This is a genomic window from Corynebacterium sp., from assembly GCF_030538285.1.
Classification (GTDB): Bacteria; Actinomycetota; Actinomycetes; order Mycobacteriales; family Mycobacteriaceae; genus Corynebacterium.
In genome coordinates, this window is record NZ_JAUNUG010000003.1 from 25,363 (window position 1) to 49,617 (window position 24,255).

At 66.3% G+C, this 24,255-nt stretch carries 25 protein-coding genes; 10 read left to right on the top strand and 15 right to left on the bottom strand.

Going from position 1 to position 24,255, the window contains the following annotated elements:
• Positions 1 to 55 precede the first annotated feature (55 nt).
• Together Q4G50_RS01745 and Q4G50_RS01750 are read left to right on the top strand one after the other, a co-directional pair.
• Positions 56 to 664, top strand: a complete 609-nt coding sequence (locus Q4G50_RS01745; protein WP_303375917.1) for a DsbA family protein — start codon at positions 56 to 58, stop codon at positions 662 to 664.
• Positions 664 to 1,230: a metallophosphoesterase family protein gene (locus Q4G50_RS01750; RefSeq protein WP_303375918.1), complete on the top strand. Its 567-nt coding sequence runs from the start codon at positions 664 to 666 to the stop codon at positions 1,228 to 1,230. The genes Q4G50_RS01745 and Q4G50_RS01750 overlap by 1 nt, the downstream gene beginning before the upstream one ends.
• Here the strand turns inward: Q4G50_RS01750 and Q4G50_RS01755 are convergent.
• Together Q4G50_RS01755 and Q4G50_RS01760 are read right to left on the bottom strand one after the other, a co-directional pair.
• Entirely contained in the window at positions 1,223 to 2,854 is a 1,632-nt protein-coding gene (locus Q4G50_RS01755) for an FUSC family protein (protein ID WP_303375919.1), read from the bottom strand. The two genes, Q4G50_RS01750 and Q4G50_RS01755, sit on opposite strands and share 8 nt — an antisense overlap.
• Positions 2,847 to 4,466, bottom strand: a complete 1,620-nt coding sequence (locus tag Q4G50_RS01760) for an FUSC family protein (protein WP_303375920.1) — start codon at positions 4,464 to 4,466, stop codon at positions 2,847 to 2,849. The genes Q4G50_RS01755 and Q4G50_RS01760 overlap by 8 nt, the downstream gene beginning before the upstream one ends.
• A gap of 98 nt (positions 4,467 to 4,564) precedes the next feature.
• Here Q4G50_RS01760 and Q4G50_RS01765 point away from each other — a divergent pair, with 98 nt between their 5' ends.
• Complete coding sequence (locus tag Q4G50_RS01765) at positions 4,565 to 5,941, top strand: YeeE/YedE thiosulfate transporter family protein (protein ID WP_303375921.1); 1,377 nt, start codon at positions 4,565 to 4,567, stop codon at positions 5,939 to 5,941.
• Here the strand turns inward: Q4G50_RS01765 and Q4G50_RS01770 are convergent.
• The gene (locus tag Q4G50_RS01770; protein WP_303375922.1) at positions 5,928 to 6,617 is read right to left on the bottom strand and encodes a D-hexose-6-phosphate mutarotase; all 690 of its coding nucleotides are present in this window, start codon (positions 6,615 to 6,617) and stop codon (positions 5,928 to 5,930) included. The genes Q4G50_RS01765 and Q4G50_RS01770 overlap by 14 nt on opposite strands.
• 19 nt (positions 6,618 to 6,636) lie before the next feature.
• On the opposite strand from Q4G50_RS01770, the gene Q4G50_RS01775 reads away from it, so the two are divergent.
• The 3 genes from Q4G50_RS01775 (at position 6,637) to Q4G50_RS01785 (ending at position 9,080) form a co-directional block, all read left to right on the top strand.
• Positions 6,637 to 7,806 (top strand): alpha/beta fold hydrolase, encoded by a 1,170-nt coding sequence (locus Q4G50_RS01775; protein WP_303375923.1) that lies wholly within the window; start codon positions 6,637 to 6,639, stop codon positions 7,804 to 7,806.
• 95 nt (positions 7,807 to 7,901) lie between these two features.
• Positions 7,902 to 8,894 (top strand): bile acid:sodium symporter family protein, encoded by a 993-nt coding sequence (locus tag Q4G50_RS01780; RefSeq protein WP_303375924.1) that lies wholly within the window; start codon positions 7,902 to 7,904, stop codon positions 8,892 to 8,894.
• 12 nt (positions 8,895 to 8,906) lie between these two features.
• Positions 8,907 to 9,080, top strand: coding sequence for a hypothetical protein (locus tag Q4G50_RS01785; protein ID WP_303375925.1), 174 nt, complete (start codon positions 8,907 to 8,909; stop codon positions 9,078 to 9,080).
• A 7-nt stretch (positions 9,081 to 9,087) separates the two neighbouring features.
• On the opposite strand, the gene rbsD is transcribed toward Q4G50_RS01785, so the two are convergent.
• Genes rbsD through Q4G50_RS01815 form a run of 6 tightly spaced genes read right to left on the bottom strand, consistent with a single transcriptional unit; the run spans position 9,088 to position 14,787 of the window.
• Complete coding sequence (rbsD, locus tag Q4G50_RS01790) at positions 9,088 to 9,462, bottom strand: D-ribose pyranase (RefSeq protein WP_303375926.1); 375 nt, start codon at positions 9,460 to 9,462, stop codon at positions 9,088 to 9,090.
• Positions 9,455 to 10,363 (bottom strand): ribokinase, encoded by a 909-nt coding sequence (locus tag Q4G50_RS01795; RefSeq protein WP_303375927.1) that lies wholly within the window; start codon positions 10,361 to 10,363, stop codon positions 9,455 to 9,457. The genes rbsD and Q4G50_RS01795 overlap by 8 nt, the downstream gene beginning before the upstream one ends.
• A complete protein-coding gene (locus tag Q4G50_RS01800) occupies positions 10,360 to 11,283 on the bottom strand; it encodes a D-ribose ABC transporter substrate-binding protein (RefSeq protein ID WP_303375928.1) in 924 nt (307 codons plus the stop codon). The genes Q4G50_RS01795 and Q4G50_RS01800 overlap by 4 nt, the downstream gene beginning before the upstream one ends.
• Positions 11,284 to 11,306: 23 nt before the next feature.
• Positions 11,307 to 12,263 (bottom strand): ABC transporter permease, encoded by a 957-nt coding sequence (locus tag Q4G50_RS01805; RefSeq protein WP_303375929.1) that lies wholly within the window; start codon positions 12,261 to 12,263, stop codon positions 11,307 to 11,309.
• The gene (locus Q4G50_RS01810) at positions 12,260 to 13,792 is read right to left on the bottom strand and encodes a sugar ABC transporter ATP-binding protein (RefSeq protein WP_303375930.1); all 1,533 of its coding nucleotides are present in this window, start codon (positions 13,790 to 13,792) and stop codon (positions 12,260 to 12,262) included. The genes Q4G50_RS01805 and Q4G50_RS01810 overlap by 4 nt, the downstream gene beginning before the upstream one ends.
• Positions 13,789 to 14,787, bottom strand: a complete 999-nt coding sequence (locus tag Q4G50_RS01815; protein ID WP_303375931.1) for a LacI family DNA-binding transcriptional regulator — start codon at positions 14,785 to 14,787, stop codon at positions 13,789 to 13,791. Before Q4G50_RS01815 ends, Q4G50_RS01810 begins: the two co-directional genes overlap by 4 nt.
• Positions 14,788 to 14,917: 130 nt before the next feature.
• Between Q4G50_RS01815 and Q4G50_RS01820 the strand changes: the two genes are divergently transcribed.
• Positions 14,918 to 15,427: a hypothetical protein gene (locus Q4G50_RS01820; RefSeq protein WP_303375932.1), complete on the top strand. Its 510-nt coding sequence runs from the start codon at positions 14,918 to 14,920 to the stop codon at positions 15,425 to 15,427.
• A gap of 3 nt (positions 15,428 to 15,430) precedes the next feature.
• Positions 15,431 to 15,955, top strand: a complete 525-nt coding sequence (gene thpR / locus Q4G50_RS01825) for an RNA 2',3'-cyclic phosphodiesterase (RefSeq protein ID WP_303375933.1) — start codon at positions 15,431 to 15,433, stop codon at positions 15,953 to 15,955.
• Here the strand turns inward: thpR and Q4G50_RS01830 are convergent.
• The 6 genes from Q4G50_RS01830 to Q4G50_RS01855 all read right to left on the bottom strand — a co-directional run bounded on the left by Q4G50_RS01830 (position 15,952) and on the right by Q4G50_RS01855 (position 22,742).
• Positions 15,952 to 17,259, bottom strand: a complete 1,308-nt coding sequence (locus tag Q4G50_RS01830) for an HNH endonuclease signature motif containing protein (protein ID WP_303375934.1) — start codon at positions 17,257 to 17,259, stop codon at positions 15,952 to 15,954. The two genes, thpR and Q4G50_RS01830, sit on opposite strands and share 4 nt — an antisense overlap.
• A 75-nt stretch (positions 17,260 to 17,334) precedes the next feature.
• Positions 17,335 to 18,750 (bottom strand): ABC transporter ATP-binding protein, encoded by a 1,416-nt coding sequence (locus tag Q4G50_RS01835; RefSeq protein WP_303376008.1) that lies wholly within the window; start codon positions 18,748 to 18,750, stop codon positions 17,335 to 17,337.
• A 2-nt stretch (positions 18,751 to 18,752) separates the two neighbouring features.
• The gene (locus Q4G50_RS01840) at positions 18,753 to 19,568 is read right to left on the bottom strand and encodes an ABC transporter permease (protein ID WP_303375935.1); all 816 of its coding nucleotides are present in this window, start codon (positions 19,566 to 19,568) and stop codon (positions 18,753 to 18,755) included.
• Positions 19,565 to 20,482 (bottom strand): ABC transporter permease, encoded by a 918-nt coding sequence (locus Q4G50_RS01845; protein WP_303375936.1) that lies wholly within the window; start codon positions 20,480 to 20,482, stop codon positions 19,565 to 19,567. The genes Q4G50_RS01840 and Q4G50_RS01845 overlap by 4 nt, the downstream gene beginning before the upstream one ends.
• The gene (locus Q4G50_RS01850; protein ID WP_303375937.1) at positions 20,479 to 21,966 is read right to left on the bottom strand and encodes an ABC transporter substrate-binding protein; all 1,488 of its coding nucleotides are present in this window, start codon (positions 21,964 to 21,966) and stop codon (positions 20,479 to 20,481) included. The genes Q4G50_RS01845 and Q4G50_RS01850 overlap by 4 nt, the downstream gene beginning before the upstream one ends.
• A 32-nt stretch (positions 21,967 to 21,998) precedes the next feature.
• Positions 21,999 to 22,742: a GntR family transcriptional regulator gene (locus Q4G50_RS01855; RefSeq protein ID WP_303375938.1), complete on the bottom strand. Its 744-nt coding sequence runs from the start codon at positions 22,740 to 22,742 to the stop codon at positions 21,999 to 22,001.
• 129 nt (positions 22,743 to 22,871) lie between these two features.
• Between Q4G50_RS01855 and Q4G50_RS01860 the strand changes: the two genes are divergently transcribed.
• Positions 22,872 to 23,723 (top strand): AEC family transporter, encoded by an 852-nt coding sequence (locus tag Q4G50_RS01860; protein ID WP_303375939.1) that lies wholly within the window; start codon positions 22,872 to 22,874, stop codon positions 23,721 to 23,723.
• Positions 23,724 to 23,736: 13 nt separating this feature from the next.
• On the top strand, positions 23,737 to 24,237 hold the full coding sequence (locus Q4G50_RS01865; RefSeq protein ID WP_303375940.1) for a hypothetical protein: 501 nt from the start codon (positions 23,737 to 23,739) through the stop codon (positions 24,235 to 24,237).
• Positions 24,238 to 24,255: the final 18 nt, after the last annotated feature.

The following is a 24,255-nucleotide window of genomic DNA, read 5'->3' on the forward strand; positions in this document are numbered from 1 at the left end:
TTTCGGTTGATGTGTGCCCTCCACTGTACGTGCACCCCGTGCTTGAATGGGGGCCATGCGTATCGATATCTGGTCCGACTACATCTGTCCCTTCTGCACGGTGGGGGAGCGCCACCTGGCCCTCGCGCTGGCGGGCCGCGATGATGTCGAGATCGTGTGGCGCAGTTTCCAGCTCGACCCGGACGCGCCGCGGGAGTCAATCGGCAATGCGTTGGACTACCTCACCCGGGTCAAGGGTATGAGTGAGGAACAGGTCGTCGCCATGAATGACGGCCTGGCCGCCCGCGCGGCCGAGGTGGGCCTGGAGTTCAACTGGCGGGAAGCCCACATGGTCAACACCATGGACGCCCATCGGGTCGGGATCCTCGCCCGCCAGCAGGGCCAGGGCGTCGAGTGGGACAAGCTGGTCAAACGCGCCTACTTCACGGAAGGGCGCAACATCGCCGATCGTGATGAGCTCCGTGCGATTGCCGCCGAGATCGGTCTCGACGCGGATCCGGTGCTCGCCGACGACACCGTCAACGCTGAGGAGGTCGCCGCGGACATTGCACTGGCCCGCCAGATCGGGGTGCAGGGTGTGCCCTTCTTCGTCTTCGACGGAAAACTGGCGGTCTCCGGGGCGCAGCCGGTCGAGGTGTTCAAGAAAGCGTTGGAGCAGGTCTAATGAACATCTGGCTCACCTCCGACCTGCACTTAGGGCACCAGTTTGTGGCGCGGCTGCGGGGTTTCGACGACGTCGATAAGCATGACGACGCCGTCCTGGCAGGAATCCGCAACCTGCCGAAAGGGGACCGGCTGTGGATCCTGGGGGATCTCTCGCGCGGCTCCTCGGAGGAGGAGCGCCGCGCGCTGCAGCTGCTGAAGGTCCACGGCGCGCACCTGGAAATGCACCTCGTGCCTGGGAACCACGATTCGTGTCACCCCATCCACCGATCCTCGCACAAGACGCAGCGGATGTTCCTCGAGGTCTTCCACTCGGTGCAGGCGTACCAGAAGCTCAAGTGGGAGGGTCGTACCGTCTACCTCAACCACTTCCCGCGGCCGGGCATGGATCATCCGGGGATGCCGTCGCGGCACGATGAGGTGCGTTTGCGCGCCGAGTATCTCGTGCACGGCCATCTGCACTCCGCCGACCCGGACACCGGGCCCGGGCTGGTCGACGTCGGGCAGGACGCGTGGGGGATGCGCCCCGTCCGCCAGGGGGACGTACAGAAGGTCCTGTTCAGCTGATCCTCTCCGCCACGGCCCGGATGTCGCCGACGGGCACCGGTGTGTCGGGCGCGGCGTTGCAACGGTCGAGCAACGCGTAGCCCGTGGCCTGCAGCACCAGGTGTTCCTCCCAGCGGGCGGTTGCGATGTCCGGGTGGTTGCCGGCCAGTGACTGCGCGGCATGGCGTTCGCTCAGCAGCTCGTACTGCAGGTCACGCCGCTGCGCCAGGGCCTGGTCCGGGGTGGCGGCCAGCAGCGCGCCCAGCAGGGTGGTCACCGACTCGCGGCAGCGCTGCATGAGCAGCGCGTGGTGGGCGGGCTCGTTGCGTCCCTGCCACAGCAGGGCGAGGGCGAAGATGACGGAGAGCGACACCTCGGCGGTACGCGAGACGACCGTCTCCCCGAGCGGCAGCGCCAGGGAGTTACCCATCATGAGCGCGAGCGGAGTGGTGAAGATGACGCATAGCACGTAGTTGCGCACGACGAAGACCTCGGCGAAGAACTGGCACACGGCCAGGGCCAAGAGCAGTCCCCACAGGTTGAGGTCGAGCAGGTGGAGCGCCGCGAACAGCCCGATGCCCAGCAAGGAGCCCAGCAAGCGGTGCAGTCCACGGATGGTGCCGGGCAGGCGGTCGGGCCCCCACTGCAGGATGAGCAGGGCGGAGACGACGGCCCAGTCCGGACGGTCGAACCCGACTGCGATGCCGAGCACGCCCGCCGCCAGACAGGCGCCGAACACCTTGGCGGCGGTCATGGTCGCGTGGCTGTGGCGGTGCAGCGAGCGGTAGAGGCGGTAGCTTATCGACGGCCGCGTGTGCGGGATCGCCGTCCGGTTCAGATCGACGTAATTCGGCGTATCCGTGAGTTCCTCGGCGGCGTGACCCGGCGTGTTGAGGGCGGCCAGTCGTCGGTGCGCCTTGAGCGTGCGGGTGACCAGGTCGGCGCGGGAGGTGTCGACGACGCGTCCGGCGCGGATGACGCCGGCGTCGGCAAGCATGTTCCACGCATTCGACAGGGCGGTGCGGGCCTGGTGCAGTCTGGCTACGCTCGGGTCCCCGGCGGCGAAGTCCGCGACGGCCTTCTCCAGGGTGTCCACCGCCCCGCGCTCGGGGGCACGCCCCGGCAGCATGCCCAGGGCGAGGCCGCTGGCCGCGCCGACGCAGGCCCACGCACCCACCTCGAAAGGGTTGAGCCCCAGGCGCGCGACCATGGTGGCACCGCCGGTGACCATGACGATGAAGAAACTGCCCGGCGGCTGCAGACGCAGCGCGTTCTGCACGAAGGCACCGACGGTGGCCACGCTCGCCGTGAACAGCGCCGACAGCAGCAGCCACCAGTGCCCGCCCTGGTCCCACACCACCGAACCGACGAAGGCACCCGCCACCGAACCGGTGACCAGCAGCAGCGCGGCGATGCTCATGACTCGCCACCGGGTGCGGAGGGGATGGCCCTCGCCGTAGATGACGGTGAAGCCGCCGGCCGCTATGAGCAGCATCTCGACGTCGTAGCCCAGAAGCAGGGCGACAGAACCGGGCAACGCCAGCACGAAGGCGGCCCGCAACGCACCCGGCCAGCGGCGGCCGGGGGAGTGGACCGCGGTGAACAGGTCCCAGAACCCGGGGCGGGGCGGCAGTGGTTCACGCATGGTCGATCCGCTCCGCGACGGACTGGATGTCGCCGAACGGCAGGCGGGCGTCACCGTGGGCCTCGCAGTAGTCGAGAAGCGCGTAGCCGGTGCGTTGCAGGTGCAGGTGCTCCTCCCAGCGGGACTCCGCGATGTCGGGGTTGTTGCGGGCCAGGGACCGGGCCGCGCGGCGTTCGCTGAGCAGCTCGTACTGCAGGTCACGCCGCTGTTCCAGGGCGTCGTCGGGGGCGCTGGTGAGCAGGGCGCCGAGGAGGGACTCCATGGCGCGGCGGCAGCGGCGTTGCAGTCGCAGGTGATGGGCGGGTTCGGCATCCGCGCGGTAGAGCCACAACAGGGCGAGGGCGAAAACGACGGAGAAGGCGATCTCGATGACGCGCTCACTCATGGTCACGTCCAGCGGTTCGGTAAGTGCCCCACCGAGCATGAGCGCGACGGGGGTGGTGAAGATGACGGTCAGCGCGTAGTTGCGGGTGACGAAGAGTTCAGAAAAGAACAGGCACATCGACAGGGCGAGCATGAGGGTCCAGGCGTGGACGTCGAGAAGATGGAGTAGACCGAACAGTCCGACGCCGAGGACGGAGCCCAGGAAGCGGTGGGCGCCGCGGATCGTGCCGGGGATCTTGTCCGGCCCCCATTGCAGGATGAGCAGGGTGGACACGATCGCCCAGTCGGGCCGGTCGAATCCGAGAACGACGCTGGTCACGCCCGCGCCGAGGCAGGCGAGTAGGACGCGGGTGGCGGTCATCATGGCGTGACTGTCGCGGTGGAGGGAGCGGTAAAGGCGGTAGCTTATCGACGGCCGCCGGTGCGGCACCTTCACCCGGTCCACGTCCAGGTAGTTGCGGTTGTCGGAGATCTCGTCGACAGCCCGGCTGCCGGTGCCCACCAGTTTTGACTGGGCGTTAAGCGTGCGTGCGGCCAGCGGGGAGGTGCGGGCGCGGGCGTCGGCTAGCGTGAACCAGGCGTGGGTGACGGCGGTGTGGGCCTGATGGAGCTTCTCGACGCTGACCTCACCGTCAATGTCCGCCACCGTCTCCTCCAGGACCCGCACCGCATCTTCCTCCGGGCCGCGGGGGTTGAGCAGGGCGGGGGCCATTCCGACGAGCAGGGAACTGAGCACGCCGACACTCGCCCACGCCCCGACCTCCACCGGGTTGAGTCCGAGCCGGTAGGACATGGTGGAGGCGCCGGTGACCAGCAGGATGAACCACGGACCGGGTGGTGGCAGGCGCAACGCGTTGGCGATGAACACGCCGGTCCCGGCGATGGAGGAGGTGAAGGCGACGGTGAGCAGCAACCACCACCCGCCGCCTTGTCCCCACACCACGGTGCCCACGAAGGCGCCTGCGACTGAACCGGTGATAAACAGCGCCCCCGCGATGAGAAGCACCTTCCAGCGGGCGCGGTAGGCGTAACCCTCCCCGTGGATGACGGTGAAAGAGCCGGCCGCGATGAGCAAGAGCTCCGCTTCCAGTCCGAGGAGAATGGCGATCGTGCCTGGTAGGCCCATGGCCAGGCCGGCGCGCAGCGCGCCGGGCCAGCGGCGGCCGGGGGAGTGGAAGGCGGTGAACAGCTGCCAGGGGCTGGGGCGCGGCGGCAGGGTGTCGTGCATGCCGTTCACTCTAGCGCCTGAATGAAATATACCGGTTTGTCTATCTCTGTAGTACCTTTCTGTCTGCACCGATTAATATCACCTGAAAGGCGTCATCCATGATCCTCACCGGACTGGCCGTGGGAGCACTCCTCGGTATCGTCATGCAGCGCGGGCGTTTCTGCGTCACCGGCATGCTCCGTGACATCTTCCTGCAGAAGACGTGGCGCACCACCGTCGCCTTGTTCATCGTCATCGCCGTCCACGCCGTCGGCATCGCGGCGCTGACCAGCTTCGGCATCATCACCCCGCGGGAAACCGCGTTCGCCCCGATCGCCGTCATTGTCGGTGGCTTCGTCTTCGGTCTGGGCATCATCCTGGCCGGTGGTTGCGCCTCTGGCACGTGGTTCCGCTCCGCGGAAGGGCTCATCGGCTCGTGGTTCGCCCTCGTCTTCTACGGACTGTCCGCCGCCGCCATGAACACCGGCGCACTGAGCTGGCTGAACAACGGGCTGTCCAGCTACGAGACCTCCCTGACCACGCTGCCCACCAGCTTCGGGGTCTCTGCCTGGTTCTTCGCCATCCCGCTGGCCATCGGCACCGCCCTGGCCGCCCGCCATTACCTGGCCACCGAGAAGCAGCCCGCAAAGCTCAGCGTGCCGTTCTGGAAGCGCCCGCTGCACCTGTACACCGCAGGTGCCCTCGTCGGCCTCATCGGTGTCATCGCCTGGCCGCTGTCCGCCGCCGCCGGCCGTAACTCCGGCCTCGGCATCACCACCCCGTCCGCCAACCTCATGAACTTCTTCACCACCGGCGACGTCGAGCGCATCGACTGGGGAGTCATGCTGGTTCTCGGCCTGTTCATCGGCGCCTTCGCCGCGGCCAAGGCCACCGGCGAGTTCCGTCTCCGCGTCCCGGACGCCACCACCGCCACCCGCGCCGTCGTCGGCGGCACCATGATGGGTGTCGGCGCCGCCCTGGCCGGTGGCTGCACCGTCGGCAATGGCATGGTCCAGACCGCCCTGTTCAGCTATCAGGGATGGATCGCCCTGCTGTTCATCGCCCTCGGCGTCGGCGCTGGTGCCAAGATCTGGCTGAAGCCGGCTGCGGCACCCACCACGGAAGAGACCTACTCCACAGAGGAATCCATCGAGTCCCCCTCCTCCGCCGAGGACCACGTGCTGGCCACTAGCCCCTCGTTCCAGGTCGCCACCGGCGCCGTTGCCCTCAAGACCGCCCCGCGCGTGAAGAAGGCCCGCCCGATCGCCGAGGGCCGTTACGCCCTGGACCAGATGGGTGCCGTGTGCCCCTTCCCTCTGATCGAGACCAAGGATGTGCTCAACACGCTCGAATCCGGTGAGGAGCTGGTCATCGACTTCGACTGCACCCAGGGCACCGAGACCATCCCGCAGTGGGCCGCGAACAACGGCCATGACGTCACCGATTTCCACGCCACCGGCGACGCCTCCTGGCAGATCACGATCAAGAAGGGCTGACGCTCACCGTCATCGCCAACCGCAACTGCTCATCCGGAGCCAGCTCGACGCCCGCGCAATCCTCCCCGAGGAGCGCGGGCTCGACGCATAGAAACCGCGTCCAATCATCGACATCGGAGGGGGCGTCCTCGCCCGGGTTCCACACCACGATGGAATCCGCCTCCTCCGGGGTTACCGTAATCACCCGCTGCTTATCGACAATCCGCACCTCCCCGGCCTCCCGGAAAATCCGGTCCACGGGGGCGTCGATAAGCAGTGTTTCTGCGAGCCCCTCCACACGCACCTCGCGGACATCCTCCACCAGGAAATAGGGGTGGAAACCCATCTGCACGCGGCGGGTGTCGCGGGATTCATTGCGCATGTGCAGCTCCAGGCGGACCCCGTCGGTACGCTCCTTCACGCTGAGGGTGAGGTGGAGGCCGTCGTTGACCAGCTGCGCATCGAAACCCATGCCGTCGGTGGTCACCCGCCAGTCGGCGGTGCGGGCAAAGCCGTGGCGCGGTTGCCCGTCGAGAAGTTCCGCGACGGCGGGGGCGATGATAGGGATGCCGCCCCGGATCGGGAAACCACTTGTCGAGGAAAGGTAGAACAGTTCTCCAAGGTCGGTGTCGGTGCTGGTCACGTGGGCTCCGGCGGGGCTCATCCGCATCCGGCCGGCGGCTAGAAGATCATCCATACCCTCTAAAGTAGGTGCAATGATCGTCCGCGACCACACCCTGACCACCTCCTGGTACCCCGGTGAGGACATCGAGATCTTCTGCCGCGAGCTATCTACCGACGACTCCCTGCCCCCACTGCTCTACCTCCAGGGCGGTCCCGGCTACCCCGCCCGCGTGCCCCTGGACGGGTGGCTGGGCGAAGCGGTGAAATACCACCGCGTGTTCCTGCTCGATCAACGCGGCACCGGCCGCTCCACCCGCCTCGACCGCTTCGCGGACCCCGCGCTTCTAGACGCCACCCACCTCGCCCATCTCCGCGCCACCGACATTGTCGCCGACGCCGAAGCCTTCCGTGAGCACCTCGGGATCGAGCGCTGGGACGTACTCGGCCAGTCCTTCGGTGGCTTCTGCATCACCACCTACCTCTCGCAGTACCCTGATGCGATCCGCTATGCCTACCTCACCGGCGGGCTGCCCGGCATGGTGCCCGCGGAAGTCACCTACCGCGCCACATACGCCACACTCGACGCCCGCCAGCGTGCCTTCTTCGCGGACGTCAGCTTCGCCGAGGACCGCATCCGCGAGATCTGCCACCACCTCGAAAACTCCGACGAACGCCTGCCCACCGGCGAGCGTCTGTCGGCACGCCGTTTCTGCACCATCGGCATCGAACTCGGACGCGGTGCCGGCTTCGAGACTCTCGCCATGCTTCTCGACGCCCCCTTCCACCACATCCGCGGCGAGAAACGGTTGCGGGGCGACACCCTCGCCGAGCTGTCCAGCATGCTGTCATTTGAGGCGGCTCCGCTGTACGCGGTCATCCACGAGACCATCTACGCCGGGACGCCGAACTGGGCCGCCCACCGCATCTGCGAAGAGTTCGCGGGACCTCTCACCGGTGAACATATCTTTCCCTGGCAGTTCGAGGAGGACCCCGCCCTCCGCCCCTTCCGGGAGGTCGCCCGGGATCTAGCGCAACGCGAGTGGGACCCCGGCTACAACCCGGCCGCCTTGGGGGAGGCGACCGCCGTGTGTGCGGCAGCTGTCTACCGCGACGACATCTTCGTTCCCCGCGAACTCTCCCTCGACACCGCCGCCTGTTTCCGGGACCTCCGCGTCTGGGAAACCGCCGACTACCAACACAACGGCCTGCGCGTCGACGGCGCCCGCATTCTCCGCCACCTCATGGAAATGGTGCGCTCATAAGGGTTCTATAGTTATCTCACCGCGCATCTACCCCTCGGGCACGGGATCCACCAGCCGACGGCACGAGGTCGTCACCATCTCATTCCGGAGAACTCATGTCTGCCATCTTCTCTTCCCGGGAGGACCGCTCCGCCGCGATCGCGGTGACCGCTTTCCCCCTGTTTATCCTCGTCGGCACCGCCATCGCCTTCTTCTTCCCCGCGCCCTTCCAGCCCTGGTCGCAGTACATCACGTACTTCCTCATGATCATCATGTTCGGCATGGGCTTGACCCTGACCATCCCTGACTTCCAGGAGATCGCCCGCCGCCCCTGGGCCATCCTCCTCGGCGTCATCGCCCAGTTCGTCATCATGCCGCTGGCCGCCATTGCCGTGGCCCGCATGCTCGGGCTCAACGAAGCCCTGGCCGTCGGCCTGCTCATGCTGGGATCTGTGCCGGGTGGTACCTCGTCGAACGTGATTACCTTCTTGTCCAAGGGCGACGTCGCCCTGTCCGTCGCGATGACCTCTGTGTCCACGCTGCTCTCACCGATCGTCACGCCCATGCTCATGCTGGCCCTGGCCAACCAGCGCACCGAGGTGGATGGCGCGGGCATGGCACTCACCCTCGTCCAGACCGTCCTCCTGCCCGTCATCGGTGGACTCGTCCTGCGCTACTTCCTGGACAAGTGGATCGGCCTCATCGCCCCGGTCCTGCCCTGGATCTCCATCCTCGGCATCGGTGGCGTCGTCTTCCCGACCGTCGCCAACAACACCGAACGCCTCGCCGCCGTCGGCATGATCGTCTTCGCTGCCGTTCTGCTCCACAATGTCTTCGGCTACGCCCTCGGCTACCTCACCGGCAAGATCTTCCGCCTGCCCGAGTCCAATAACCGCACCATGGCCGTCGAGGTGGGCACCCAGTCCGCAGGCCTGGCCTCCGGCATGTCCGCCAAGTTCTTCAGCCCCGAAGCCGCCCTGCCGGGTGCCGTCGCCGCCGTCCTGCACAACATCACCGGCGCCATCTACGCCGCCATCGCCCGCCGCTTCCCCCTGGCTGAGGAACAAAAAACCGCCGTCACTGTTGAAGATAAGGTGGCCGCCTCCTAGACGGGCTACAGTATGGCGTATCAGGTCGACCGGAAGGTGGGTATGCACAACAACCGCGAGAACGTGGCACTGTCCACGACAGAGTCCTCCGAATTCGACCGCCTGGCCACCGAACTGGGCGTCTTCGAGGTCCCCGAGGAGCGGGTGCTCCACCCCGGGATCCTCACCCAGGTGTACGGGGGTTAACCGGTTCCTAGAACGGCACCCCGCTGTGGAGGATGACGTTCGCGTACGGGGTGGTCTCGCCGGTCCGGACGACGAACGCTGCCTCGGCCACCTGTTTCTTCAACTCCTCGTGGCTCACTTCGGTCTGCGGTACGTCGGGAAGCAGTGAGCGCACTGCATCCGGTGTCTCCGCTGCGAGCGTCACCTTTTCGACGACGACCTCGGCCAGGTAGGCGTCGAGCACGTCGGCGAAGCGGGGGATGCCGAACGCCAGCGCCAGATCCACCACCGGCACTCCGGTGGGCACGGGCAGTCCGCAGTCGGCGATGACTACCGTGTCGGTGTGCCCCAGGCGGTTGATGCGAGCGGCCAGCTCGGCGTGCAGTATCCCTGACCTACGCATCACCCACCTCCGACAGCCCGGGGTAGGAGGTTTGCGCGCCCTCGCTGAGGGTGGCGAACGCCCCGACCCGCGCGGCGTGCTCCGCGGCGGCGATAAGATCATCCCCCGCGACGAGCCGCGCGACCAGCGCCCCGGCGAAGGCGTCCCCGGCGCCGACGGTGTCCACGGGGGTCACGCGCGGCGTCGGGATCGGGGTGCACCCGTCTCCGATCCCCACTATCGCCCCACGGGCGCCGAGGGTGAGGACGACGGAGGGGAAGCCGGCGTCGATAAGCGCGGACACGAGATCCTCCGGCTCCGCGGAGCTTATCGACGCCCCCAGCATGTCGAGGATGAGCCCCGCCTCATGCTCGTTGGCCAGCAGTGGATCGGCGCGGAGGAGCTTATCGACGTCGACCTCGATCACCGGAGCCAGATTCACAACGACCCGCCCGCGGGCCAGGTTGATGGCGGCGGCGAAACCGTCTGCCGGGATCTCACCCTGCAGGAGGACGATCCGCGCGGATTCGATGAGCGGGGCGCGTTCGGTGACGAAGACGGGGTCGACAAGCGCGTTCGCGCCGGGCACGACGACGATGGTGTTCTCACCACCCTCGTCGACGGTGATGACGGCCAGCCCCGTGGTGCCGGGGACCGTGGCCACCGCCGAGAGGTCCACACCGGAGGAACGCAGGATCGCCGTGGCAGGAGCGGCATAAGGGTCACTGCCGACCGCGCCGACCATGGACACCGACGCGCCCTGCAGCGCGGCGGCGACCGCCTGGTTGGCGCCTTTGCCGCCGGGGCTCACCACCCCACCCGAGCCGAGGAGGGTTTCCCCGGGCAGTGGGTGGCGGGCGACACGAACGCTCAGGTCGGCGTTAATGGAACCGACGACGACCACATCGATGGGGTCACTCACTCGAAGTCACCGACGTTCTCGCGGGTGACGGTAACGACGTCGACCGGGACCTCCTCGTCGGGGGTCTGATCGTCGAGGATCTTCTTCGCCTGCTCAACGGCCTGGGCGCCGAGCTCACCCGGCTGCTGCGCGATGGTGGCGACCATGCGGCCGTCCTTCACCGCGGCCAGGCCGTCAGCGGTGCCGTCGAAACCGACAACCATGACATCCTCACCGGCGCGGGCACCGAGGGCCTCGAGGGCGCCGAGAGCCATCTCGTCGTTCTCCGCGAAAATGGCCTTGACGTTGGGGTGGGCCTGCAGCAGGTTGGAGGCGACGTCGAGGCCGCGGGTGCGGTCGAAACCGGCGGTCTGGGTAGCCACGATGTTGATGTTCGGGTACGCGGCGATGCCCTCGGTGAAGCCCTGCCCGCGGTCACGGGAGGCGGAGGAACCGGCGATACCCTGCAGGACGATGACCTCGCCCTCCTCACCGATGGCCTCCGCCAGGGCGTCCGCCGCCTGCCGGCCGCCGGCGACATTGTCCGAGGCGATGAAGGAGGCGATCTCACCACCGTTGGAGGAACGGTCGACGGCGACGACGGGGATGTCGGCGTTGTTGAGGGCCTCGACGGCGGGGACGACGGCGTCGGAATCCGTCGGGTTGACGATGACGACGTCCGCGCCCGAGCTGGCCGCATTATTGAGCTGGTTGATCTGGGTGGAGGCGTCGTCGGACGCATCCTGGATGTTGAGGTTGATGCCCAGCTCATCGGCCTTGGCCTGCGCGCCGTCGCGCAGCTGGACGAAGAACGGGTTGGTCTGGGTCGACAGTGCCAGGGTGACGGAGCCGTCACCGGCGGAGTCACGGTTACAGGCGGCCAGCCCCATGGCGAGGGAGACGGAGGCGACGATGGCGAGGGACTTGCGTGCGAGGGACATGAGGGGTCCTTTCAGGGGTGTGTTTAGGTGGTGGTCTTCTTGCGCAGCACGTCGAAGCCGACGGCCAGGGCGATGACGAGGCCGATGACAATCTGCTGCCAGAAGGAGGAGACGTTGAGAAGGTTGAGGCCGTTACGGATGACGGCCAGCAGGATGGCTCCGATAAGTGTGCCGGTCGCCTTGCCGGTACCACCCGCCAGGGAGGCACCGCCGATGACGACGGCCGCGATGGCGTCCAGCTCATAACCGACGCCGGCCTGCGGCTGCGCCGAGGAGAGGCGACCGGCCATGACCAGGCCGGCGAGCCCGGCGAACAGGCCCGACAGGGCGTAGACGGTGACCAGGATCTTCTTCACCGGCAGGCCGGAGAGGCGGGCGGCCTCCACGTTGCCGCCGATGGCGTACATCGACCGGCCCAGCACCGTGCGGGAGAGGATGAACCAGCACACGAAACCGGCGATGACCATCATGACGATGGGGATCGGGATGCCCGCGACCGTGCGGCCCAGCCAGTTGACGGTCGGGGCGGTGGCCATGGGGGAGCCCTGCGAGATGACTAGGGTGGCGCCGCGGGCGATGGACATCATCGCCAGGGTGGCGATGAACGCCGGCAGCTTGCCGTAGGCCGTGGCGATGCCGCTGATGGCACCGGCCAGCAGGCCCGTGAGCAGGCCGGCGATGAGGGTGAGCCAACCCGGCAACCCGGCGTCCACCCAGAACCAGGCGGACACCATCGCGCCGAGCGCGGCGACCGCGCCGACCGACAGGTCGATGCCGGCGGTGACGATGACGAAGGTCATGCCGAACGCCAGGATCGCCACGGTCGCGGCCTGGATGCCGATGTTGAGGACATTATTGACGGTGAGGAAGTGCGGGGTGGCGATGAACAGGGCGATGCACAGGACGACGAGGCCCACCAGGGCGCCGTTGTTCATCACCCAGTTGAGCACCTTCTGCCCGGAGGAAGTGGCGGTGGTCATCGGTTCTCCTTCTCAAGGTGGTCGAGTGCCTCGGAGGTGAGGGCGTCGTCGATCTGCGAGACCGCGAGCGCCATCACCTCGTCCTGGGTGGCGGTGTTGGGTAGTTCGCCGGCGAGACGTCCGCCGGACATGACGAGCACGCGGTCGGACATACCGAGTACCTCGGGAAGCTCGCTGGAGACCATGAGGACGGCTCCGCCGGCGGCGGTGAGCTCATTGATGATGTTGTAGATCTCCACCTTGGCGCCGACATCGACGCCGCGGGTGGGCTCGTCGAGAAGCAGCACCCGGGAGCCGGCCAGTACCCAGCGGCCGAAGACGGCCTTTTGCTGGTTGCCGCCGGAGAGGTTGCGGATCTCCTGGTCCAGGCCCGCCATCCGGATGCGCAGCTTCTCGGCCACCTCGGCGGAGCGACGCTTCTGGCCGCTGCGGTCCGCGAGGCCGAACTTCGCGGTGGAGCGGAGGGTGGCGAGGCCGAGGTTCTCCTCGACGCTGGCCCCGAGGACCAGGCCCTGGGCCTTGCGGTCCTCGGGCACGTGGCCGACGCCGCGGCGGATGGCCTCGGCGATGTCGTTGTGGCGCAGGTCCTTGCCCTCGATGCGGACGGTGCCGGAGTCGATGGGGTCGGCGCCCGCGATGGCACGGACCACCTCGGTGCGTCCGGCACCGACCAGCCCGGCGACACCGACGACCTCACCGGCGCGGACCTGGAAGGAGACATCCTGGAAGCGGCCGGCGGCGGTGAGGGAATCGACGTCGAGAAGCACGTCCCCGATATCGGGGACCACGCGGGGAAACTGATCGTCGATGTCGCGGCCGACCATGAGGCGGACGAGCTCTTCCTCGGGGGTATCGGCGGGGACCTCGGCGACGAACTCGCCGTCGCGCAAGACCGAGACGGTGTCGGCGATGCGCGCGATCTCGTCGAGGTGGTGGGAGATGAAGACCATGCCCACACCCTTGTCCTTGAGATCGTCGACGACGCTGAAGAGCTGATCGATCTCGTGTCCGGTCAGCGCCGCGGTGGGCTCGTCGAGGATGAGCATGCGGGCGTCCATGGACAGCGCCTTCGCGATCTCCACGAGCTGCTGCCGCGCGATGCCGAGCTCCCCGACGGGGGTGTCCAGGTCGACGTTGACGCCGATGATGTCGAGCGCGGCCTGTGCGCGACGTCGCAGCTCCCGGTAGTTGACCAGGCCGAACTTCTCGGGGGTGCGACCGAGCATGACGTTCTCGGCGACGGACATGGTGGGCACCAGGTTGAGTTCCTGGTGGATGGTGGCGATGCCGAGGGCCTCGGCGGCCTTAGTGGTGGGCAGGGTCGTGGGCTGGCCGTCGATGATGATCGTGCCGGAGTCTGGTTGGTAGACGCCCGACATCATCTTGATCAGCGTGGACTTGCCCGCGCCGTTCTCGCCGAGCAGGGCAGTGACCTGGCCCGGGCGTATGGAGATGCTGACCTGGTCGATGACGTTGACGGGGCCGAAGGACTTGGAGACCTTGTCCAGTGTCAGCAGTGCTTGAGTCACTTGTGTTGCCTCCTTCGGGTGAAATCGCTGGATGGGCGGATGATGAGGGTGGTGGGGGTGGCCGTGGTAGGTGGTGGTGAAGTCCCGGACATGAGGTCGATGAGCAGACGCAGTGCCCGGGTGCCCAGGTCGGCGACGTTCTGGTCGATGACCGTGACGGGGGAGGACTGCAGGCGCATGGTGGAGTTGTCGTCGAAACCGATGAGCGCTAGGTCGTCGCCGATGTCGATCTGCCGTGCGTGGCAGGCCTCCAGGGCGCCGACCGACATCATGGAATCGCCGGCGATGATCGCCTCGACTCCGCGGTCGAGGAGGTCGAGGGTGCCCTGGTGTCCTTCCGCCCGGTCGAATCCGCCGTGGTAGATCTCCCGCTTATCGACGCCCCGCCTCCCGCACGCCTCCTCGAAAGCAGCGAGTCGGCCCACGCCCGTGGATGTGGTCATGGGCCCGGAGAGGTAGCCGATGTAGTGGTGGCCGCGCTCCAGGAGGTGGGCGACGGCGGCGTCGATCCCCGGGCGGGGATCGGAGGCGACGGTGGGCAGGCCGGTGTCGGGAAGCTCGCGGTCGACGAGGACGACCGGCATGGTGAGGCGGGTGAAGGCCGCGTCGGATCCGGTGTAGGGGACCGCGAGAATGCCGTCGACCTGCTGTGCTGCCAGGGTGCCCAGGGAGGTGGCGAGCTGTGCGGGGTCCTCCGCAGTGGAGGAGATGATGGTGGACAGCCCGTGGCGGGAGGCCTCCTGCTGGATGACGTGGGCCATCGAGGCGAAGAAGGGGTTGACCAGGCTGGGGACGGTCAGGCCGATGATGTTGGTGCGGGAGCTGCGCAGGGCGCGGGCCTGGGCGTTCGGCTGATAGTTGAGGTCGGCGGCGCAAGTGCGGACGCGGTCCCGGGTGGCCTGGGTGATGGCGGGATTATCGGCCAGGGCGCGGGAGGCGGTGGACACGGAGACTCCCGCGGCAGCGGCGACATCCTTCAGCGTGACACGTGCCATCGGTGACTCCTTCCTGCGTGCAATCGTTTGCATTACCTTTTCCCATGACACTAATGCGCCATGGGTGGGGCCGTCAAGTGGTTCAGGTCACAGAGTGATTTCGGTTGTGTCGGGGTACACGCGGGTCGACATGCTGCTTGGGGCTCGCGCCGGTACCGTCGAGGGCATGCTCATCGCTGAATGGATCGCCGCGGAGATCGACGCTGGCCGCACCGCCCTGCAGCCCATGCTCGATTCCACGCCTTTCGACCGGGCCGCCGTCCGCACCGTCGCCGCTTCCGGGGATTTCCAGATCATCGACGGCCACGTCCGCCGCTCCTCCGTGCCCAGCCCAGGCACCTGGTTCCCCGACCGCGAACCCACCCTGGTCCGGTCCTGGTCCCTGCCCGTGGTGGTCACCGAAGACATGCTTGCCGACGCCGCCGTCCCCCTCCCCCTCGCCATCGGCTCACTCGTCCAGGTGTACCGACACGGGCACCGCTCCTTCGATTCCCGTCTCGGCCCGCAGGCCATCATGATGGATGACACGGAACTGCGTACTGGTTCCATTGCCCGCTTCCTCCGCGAGCTTGACGCCGCCCCCGGCGATACTGTCCACCTCCGCTTCGACACGAACGGGAGCTTCGACGTCTCCCTCTAAACAATGAAACGACTCTTCTCCGCACTGCTCATCTCGCCCGCGGCCCGCGAGCACCTGATCCGGGCCCTGCGCCCCATCCGGGAAGCTCATCCCCGCATCCGCTGGACCGACCCGGACAACTGGCACATCACGCTGTCCTTCTATGGGCAGATGCCTAACGACCACTCCGACCTACTCGATCATCTCGCTCAGGCGGCAGCAGCCTCTGGCCCGTTATCGCTGCGACTCCACGGCGCAGGGTCCTTTGGCCACCGCGTCCTCTGGATGGGTGTAGGCGGTGATGTCCGCCCATTGAAAGCTCTCATGGCAGATACGACAATCGAGGATGAGGTCCTCCCACAGAAACCGCACCTGACGATCGCGCGCTCGCAGGAACGTTGGATCATCGGGGACCTGGTGCATGCGCTGCTGGTGTATGACGGGCCAATGTTTGTGTGCGACGAGCTTGCCCTCATGGAATCAACCCTGGGTGAGGGACGTTCGGGAGGCCCCAGGTACGAGATCCTGGAGCGGGTGCGCCTGGGCTAGAAGGGTGGGGGTGGATCGTCTTCCGGTGGGGAGGCAATGTGGTCCACCCGATCCTCGAACTGCCGCCGCTCCTGAGACTTCTCCCTGGCGTGGGACTTGTGGTTGGTCATGCGCTGGCCCACTGTCTGCAACCACCGCCGCTGCTTGTGGGCAAGCGGGCCGCTTGGTTCGGAGAGAACCCAGTGGCCATCCTCGTAGAGGAGATACTTCTCCCTGGTAACCGGGTCGATGATGTAGATCATCCGACCATCTGACTTCACATTGTGATGTGTCTGGTCGAAGGCCGCGAGGTTTGCGGCCGTGGTCGGCCCACCCTGGTCGTGGGGGATGCGGTGCTCCATCTGAGTGCGGTGGCCGGGGGTGTCACACCCGGCTTCGCAGCAGGTGCCGTCCCATCCGATGACCACGGCGCGGATATCATCCGGCGTGGCGTAGCCGGCGTGCATCTTGTCGTAGAGCTCGTCCATGTCCTGGATCTTGCTGGCACGCCTCACAAGGTCATCGGTCATGGAGGGGTTGATGTAGCCCACGCCGGACATCCACCCCGGCGCATTCGGGATGTCGTACGCCCGGTAGATGTTCAAGGTGATGTTGGTGGCTCCCTCGCCGCGGATCAGCGCCTTCAATGCTTCCACCTGGCTCACGTTGTGGGCGGCGGCGTACTTGCGCACCCGCTCATCGATTTCCAGGCCAGAGACCCCGTCCACCTCCAGGTTGAGGTAAGCGCGGTCCCCGTCGAAGCCGACCTCCAGGTGATCCTTCGGGTCGGGGAGCGGATCATCTTCCGTTGAGACCGAGGTGTCGAAGGTCTGGATGATGGCGTTGAGGTGCTTGGAGATCTGGTGGGCGGTGGGCAGGTTCTGGTTGGCCTTGGTGGGGGTGAGGAAGGTGGTGATCTCCTCGTCGATGATCTCCATGTGCTCGACAACGGAATCATCGATCTTGTTCAGGACCCCATCGATAGCCTTAAGGCGGTTGAGATCGAGGTGGAAATGATGCTCCTGGACAGCCATCAACTTAGGCAGCTGCCGTAGGCGCCGATGCGCGAAGATCGCGGAGGTGATGGCGCCATCGCCGAGTCCGGTGGCCTTGCGCATGCGGGCGAGGACGAGGCGGAAGTCAGCGTCATCCTCCGGCAGCTCCTCCTGCCACATGGAGTAGTCCTCCCGCCGTGCACGGGTACCGCGCACAGCCACCGGATCCTGTCGGTTGGACACGGAGTAGTAGGCCTTGGGGTGTAACAGATTCTCCAGCTCGCCCTGCAGCGTCTTCTCCAGTGTTGATGGAACCGTTAGCGTGAACATGACCTACCCTCCCTTCGACTGTGTGTTCGACCCCAGAATAGAACACATAGTCGATCCCGTCAACCCCCAATAATTCTACAGCTGCGGAATAGCCCCCAACAGGGACTTTGTGTACTCGTGCTGAGGGTTGGCCCAGATCTCCTCCGTCGGGCCGTGCTCTACAATGCGCCCATCGCACATGACAGCGACCGTCGAACAAACTTCCCGCACCACTGAAAGATCGTGGGAGATGAACACCAGGGTGAGGCCATACTCGTCGACCAGCTCGTCGAGAAGCTCAAGAACCTGGGCGCGGACGGAGACGTCAAGGGCGGAGACGGGCTCGTCGGCAAGCAGGATCTCGGGCTTGCCGGCGACGGCGCGTGCGATGGAGATGCGCTGCCGCTGACCACCGGAGAACTGGTGCGGATACCGGTCGGCGGCGTCCGCGGGCAAGCCCACCTCGGACAGGACCTCCTGGACGCGCTCCGGGGAACCGCCGCCTTCGGCGATGGAACGGCCCACTCGGAGGCGGGGATTGAGGGAACTGCGGGGATCCTGGAAGACGACCTGGACGCCGGCGTCGATAAGCACGGAACCGGAATCGGGGACATCCAGTCCCGCGATCTGCCGCAATAGCGTCGTCTTTCCGGAACCGGAACCACCGACGACGCCGAGGCGCTCACCACGACGGACGAGCAGTGAGACGTCGTCAAGTGCAGTCGTCGTGCCGTACCGTCGCGTGACGTTGCGCAATGTGATCACGGGCTCGCCCAGTGGGCGGGCCTGAGCTGGCTCACCGGGCAGTGAGGCCGCGACGAGGCGCTGCGTGTACGGGTGCTCCGGCGCGCGCAGGATCTGCTCTGTCTCCCCAGTTTCGACGATCTCGCCCTGCGACATGACCAGCACGCGATTGCACATCCGGTTGATCACCCCAAGGTCGTGGGTGATAAACAATAGAGAAACCCCCAGCTCATCGACGAGATGATCGAGCAGGTCCAGCACCTGATCCTGCACGGTGACATCGAGGGCGGTGGTGGGCTCATCGCAAATGAGTAGGTCCGGGTCCTGGGAGATGGCCATCGCGATGAGCACTCGCTGCCGCTGGCCGCCGGAGAGCTCGTGCGGGTAGGCCTTCATGCGGGCGGGGTCGAGTGAGACGCGTTCGAAAAGGTCGGTGACATCGGAACGACCGGCCGCCTCTGCCACCTGCCTACCCACGGTCATCAGCGGGTCCAGCGCCGTCATCGGCTCCTGGAACACCATCGACACGACCTTCCCCCGTAGTGGCCGCATCCGCCGGTCAGACAGTCCGATGAGCTCACGGCCGTCCAGCGCGATAGAACCGGACGCGCTCAGCCCGCGCGGTAGAAGACCTATGATGGACAGGGCGGTCAGCGACTTGCCGGAGCCGGATTCGCCGATGAGTCCGACGCGTTCGCCGCGGCCGACGTTGAAGGAGATGCCGTCGAGAAGCTTGTCTCCGACGCGGAGATCAGTGACGTTCAGGATGCTCATCGTCGGCTCCTCGAGGGGTCGAGGACGTCGCGTAGTCCGTCGCCCAGCAGGTTAAAGCCCAGCACAGTCAGCGCGATCGCCAGCCCCGGCCACAGCGCCAGCTGCGGCGCGGACCCCAGCGAAGCCTGCGCCGACTGCAACATCCGCCCCCACGAGGGGTCCGGCGGGGAGGTGCCTAAGCCGAGGAAACTCAGCGCCGCCTCCGCGAGGATGGCCAACGCGAACGCCACCGAAGCCTGCACGATGATCATGCCCGCGATGTTCGGCAACACGTGCCTTCCTGCAATAACCACTTCCGGCACGCGGGAGACGCGGGCGGAGGCGATGAAGTCCTGCGTCATCACCTGCAGTGTCCCGGCACGGGCCACGCGGGAAAAACCGGGGATGCCCGCGATGCCGATCGCCACCATGGCTGTCAGCGTCGAGGCCCCGAAAGCAGCGCCCGCCACGATGGCCAGCAGCAGCGCCGGGAACGCCAGCATGAGGTCCATGCCACGCATGATCAACGCCTCCGCCCAACTGCGCCGCATGCCGGCGAGAATGCCCAATGGAACGCCCAGGAGTGCAGAAATTCCCACCGCCACCAGGCCGACGAATAACGTGATCTGGGCGCCGGCCATGATGCGGGAGAACACATCACGCCCATAACGGTCCGTGCCCATCAGATGGTCCGCAGAAGAACCCAGCAGGCGCTGGGCCGGCATGGCATGGACTGGGTCGTAAGGGGTCCACACCAGCGAGACCAGCGCAAGCAGCACCGTCACGGCCACGATGAACGCCCCGATCCACCCGGATACCGGCAGCCTTGTCATGCGCTCCTCCTGATCCGCGGGTCGATGAGACGGTAGGCGACATCGACGATGAGGTTGACGGTGAGCGTGAACACGACCAGCAGCATGACGATCGTCTGCACCGCCGGCAGATCACGCCGCGCCACCGAGTCCAGCAGCATCGAACCCAGCCCCGGGATGAGAAACACGCGCTCGATGACCACCGCGCCCACGATGAGCGAGGTCAGTTGCAGCCCCGCGACGGTCAGCACGGGCAGGGCCGCATTGCGCAGGCCATGTCTGAGCAACGCCTCGCTTATCGACGCCCCCGTACTCCGCGCCGTCCGCATAAACTCACGGTCCATCACCTCGAGGACCGCGGAACGCACGTAGCGGGTGAGGATCGCGGCCTGCACGAGTGTCAGGGCGATAACCGGCAGGATGATGCGCTGGAGGAAGCCGAGGAAATCGGTGCCGGGTGGGATCCACCCGTTGGCTGGCACCCACCCCAGATGCACCGAAAAGACGGTGACCAGGAGGATGCCGGTGAGGAAGGAGGGGATGGCGATACCGATCTGAGCGAGTGTGGGCAGCACTCGGTTGGAGGTCCACATGCCCAGCGGGAGGGCGATGAGCAGGGACAGCACCATCGCTAGGCCGCAGAGGATGAGGGAGACCTGCGCGCGGTCCACGATGAGCGGGGTGATGTCCTGTCGTGAGGCTAACGACATCCCGAAATCACCCGTGAGCAGCCCGCCCACCCAGTCGAAATACTGGACGATGAGAGGCCGGTCGGTGCCCAGTTGCTTTGCCAGCGCCGCCACCGCCTCGTCGGTGGCGGTCACCCCCAGGGCGACGCGCGCCGGATCACCAGGAATCAGGCGCAGTAGCGCGAAGATGAGCACGGAGGCCAACGAAAGCGAGAGGAGGAAGCGGATGAGGACGCGGACAATCACTGCTTCTCCATTCCGGCCAAGGCCAGGGCGTCGGTGACCACGGTCGGTGTGACACCGCTGACCCCGGGGGCAGTGACCACGATATTGGGCAGGTTGAACACGGTCAGGGCCCCGGCGTCAGCCATGATCGTCGACACCGCCGACTCCATGAAGTCGACCTGCTCTTCGCCGGTGACGGCGGTGTCGGCGGCGAGCAGATCCGCGCGGACCTGATCATTGTCGTAGCCGAGGTAGTAGTTCGGATTGCCGAATAGGGCGGGGATGTCGCGAGCCTCGACGTGCGCGATGATCGACATGTCGTAGTTCTTGGCTGTCATCACCTCCGCCAGCCATACGGCCGGGAACTCAACTGTTTCCAGGCGGACCTGGAACCCCACGTCGCGAAGCTGCGAATACAGCAGCTCAGAGATGTTCTGGGCGTAGGGGAGGGAGGGCAGGGAGATGGTGATCTCGGGTTCGCGGCCGTCGAGAAGCTCTCGCGCCCGGTCGGGATCGAAGGGGGCGTGGTCCTCGCCGGTGAACCATGGGTCCGTCGGTGGGACGGGGGCGCCACCGGTATCGGTGGCCAGGCCCTCCCACACGACCTGATTCACGGCAGCACGGTCGACGGCGTGGACAACGGCCTGCCGAACGCTGGGATCATCGAAGGGCGCGCGCTGGTTATTCATGGAGACCAGCACCTCGCCGTTGGTGGTGCCCACCTCGACCTCGTATGACTCCGGCAACGTATCTAGCAACTCGGGGGCTTGCATCGCCCACACCAGGTCGATGTCCCCGGAGCGGAGCGCATTGACCGCGGAGGTGGCGTCAGCGAAATAACGGATCGCGGCATGTCGCTGCGCTGGCTCCCCCCAATAGTCATCGCGCCGGGTGAAGGTGATCGACTCGCCCACCGCGAAACGTCCCAGCGTATAAGGCCCGGTGCCTACGGGATGGGTCGCCAGCCTATCGACGCCCGTCGGCGACATCATCGCCCCCGTCAGCGTGCCCATCGACCACAGCCAGCGCTGCGAGGGGCGCTCCAGGGTGACCTGCAGGGTGTGATCGTCGAGGGCCTCCACCCCGGAGACCACATCCATCTCGGATTTCAACCCGTTGGTCCAGGAATCCTGCACGTACTCGATGGAGAAGGCCGCCGATTCGGCGTTAAAGGGGGAACCGTCGGAGAAGGTGACACCCTCGCGCAGGTGGAAAGTATAGACAGTGGCGTCATCCGAGACGTCCCACGAGGTGGCGAGGAGGGGAGTGATCTCGCCGGTGTCGTCGATAAGCACCAGACCCTCATAGATGTTGGCCATGAGGGCCTGCGGAATCGCGGCACCACCAGTGGTGGTGAAGTCGAGGGAGGCGGGAGCGCCGGTGGTGCCCAGCACGAGGGACTCCTGGCCGGCGACACGACCGACCTGTGTGGCGGTGGAACCCGCGGAACAGGCCGTGGTCACTAATCCGGCGAGAAGCACGGCGAGCACACGACGAAATGTCATGCCTGCGACGTTAGTCGATAAGGCAGATGAAACTACTCCACGGGAGTCAGGCACGCAGGGGATGGGGTGCCCCGCACGGTATTGAGGCTGAGCGTGAGGTTCTCAGCGGGGAAGAAATGGTCGCCGTAGGAGATGATCCGGCCGTACTGGTCGGCGGTGGACATGCGCACGCGCAGCAGCGGGTCGCCCTGTGCGATCTGTAGAAGCTGCGCCTGCTCGGCATCGGCGATGGTGGCGGTGATGCAGCGGGAGATGTTGTCGACGACGATGTCATGCTCCCCGAGGTGTGCGTAGATCGATTGGGCGTCGGTGTCGAGTTCGAGGATATGACGTCCGATCTCTACCGGGAAATATAAAGTCTCAATCGCCACGGGGCGCCCATCCGCCGAACGCAGGCGGCGCAGCGTGATGAGGTGGGTGCCGGGTTCGAGCCGCAGGTAGCCGGCGATCTCCTCGCAGGCGGGCTGGCGGGCCATCAGCAGGGTCTGCTGCCCGGGGATGTGGTTGTGGGCTTCGAGCCAGGAGGTGATGGACACCGCCGAGTCGAAGGACTTATGTGAGGAACGGGCCAGGACCGTTGAGCGGCGGCCGCGACCGGTGGAGATCATGCCTTCAGTGCGCAGCAGCATCATTGCCTGGCGGACGGGGCCGCGGGAGGAGCCGAATTGCTCGCAGAGCTCCGCCTCGGAGGGCAGTTCATCGCCCGGGGCGAGGTTTCCGGTGTTGATCGCATCACGGATGTGATCGGCGATCTTCTGGTAATGCTGCGACGCCATGCTGATGGTGGTCCTTGTGTGCTCGACGATTGGTGCGTTCCGATTCAACCAAATACAGATATAGCCTGACAATAGCCTAAGTCGCCTCTGGCGCAAGATAGCAGGTCTGGACGGTTAGCATGGGTGCTTGTGGTTGACGTGCTCAGTGGCTTCGGTGTGGTGGTGCTCGTCATTGCTGTCGGCTACTTCTATGGTCGTGTCCAGCCTACGTCCGGACGGGCTTTGGCGTCGTTGGTCTATTTTGTGGCCACCCCGGCGCTGATTATCGACATTCTGCTGCGTACGGACCCGCGGGAGATATTCTCGGCATCCTTTGTCGTCGTGGCGGCATCGGCTCTGCTGACCGGCGCGTTGGCGTTTTTCCTCTTCCGCTTGCGGGGGCGCAGTGCCCCGGACTCCATCATCGGGATGCTGGCGTCCTCGTACGCGAACGGGGGTAACCTCGGCATCCCGCTGGCCGTGTACCTGCTTGACGACGCCGCCATCGTCATCCCCGTCATCTTGTTCCAGGTCGCTTTCTACGCCCCTGTCGCGCTGACGTTGCTCGACATGGATGTCTCCCGCAACCTCACCGTGGTGCTGAAGAACCCGTTGCTCATCGCGGCGGTCGTCGGCCTGGTTATCCCCGTCCCGCCACTTATGGCGGAGGCCGTGGGGATCCTCGCCGGGGCGGCCGTGCCCGTGGCGCTGCTGGTGTTCGGGATGTCCCTGGTGGGCACGCGGGTGCGTATCGACGCCGACGTACTCCTCGCCGTCACCTGCAAAAACTTCCTCCATCCGGTGCTCGCGGGGCTGCTGGCATATGCCCTCGGTGCGCCGTTGTACGCGCTGGTCGTGCTGGGTGCTCTGCCGACAGCCCAGAATGTGCTTACCTATGCCGTGCGTTTCCGGACGAATGAGGTCTTGGCCCGGGACGCCGGTGTCGTCTCCACGCTCGTGTCCTTTCCCGTCCTGGTCGTGGTGACCCTCCTGCTTGGGTAGGATCACCGCCATCATGGACACCATCCGACTGCGCACCACTCCCGGGCACCTGGCCACCAGCCGGGTCGTGCGGGTTTTCCTGGGATTTCTGGTGGTGTTGGTCCCCCTGCTGATGGGCCTGCTCCTGGCCGCCGGGTCCTCCCCCTGGCCGGAGGTGTTCTACGTCGCGGCCTCCGCGCCGGCCGTCGGCCTGGTGCTGGCCCTGGTCATGCTGGTGGGCAGGTTGTGGCGGCGTTCGCGTCCCGTTTTGCTTATCGACGATCACGTCACCCTCCCCGCCACCGGCATCCAGTTTCCCCTCGTCCGGCTCACCCACCTACAGCTGTATACCCGGGGCGGGATCCCACACCTGGTGCTCCTGCCGGAGCACGTCACCGAGCGTGTGCCCTCGCGGGCCGTCGCCCCGTACACGGTGACCTTCCCCGCCGGCGCCAACTACCTGCCCTATGAACTCCTTGAACTTCTCGGGCGGAGGGTGCGGGGAGTGGGCGTCGATAAGCTGGGAACTATATAGGTCCTGTCATTATAGATA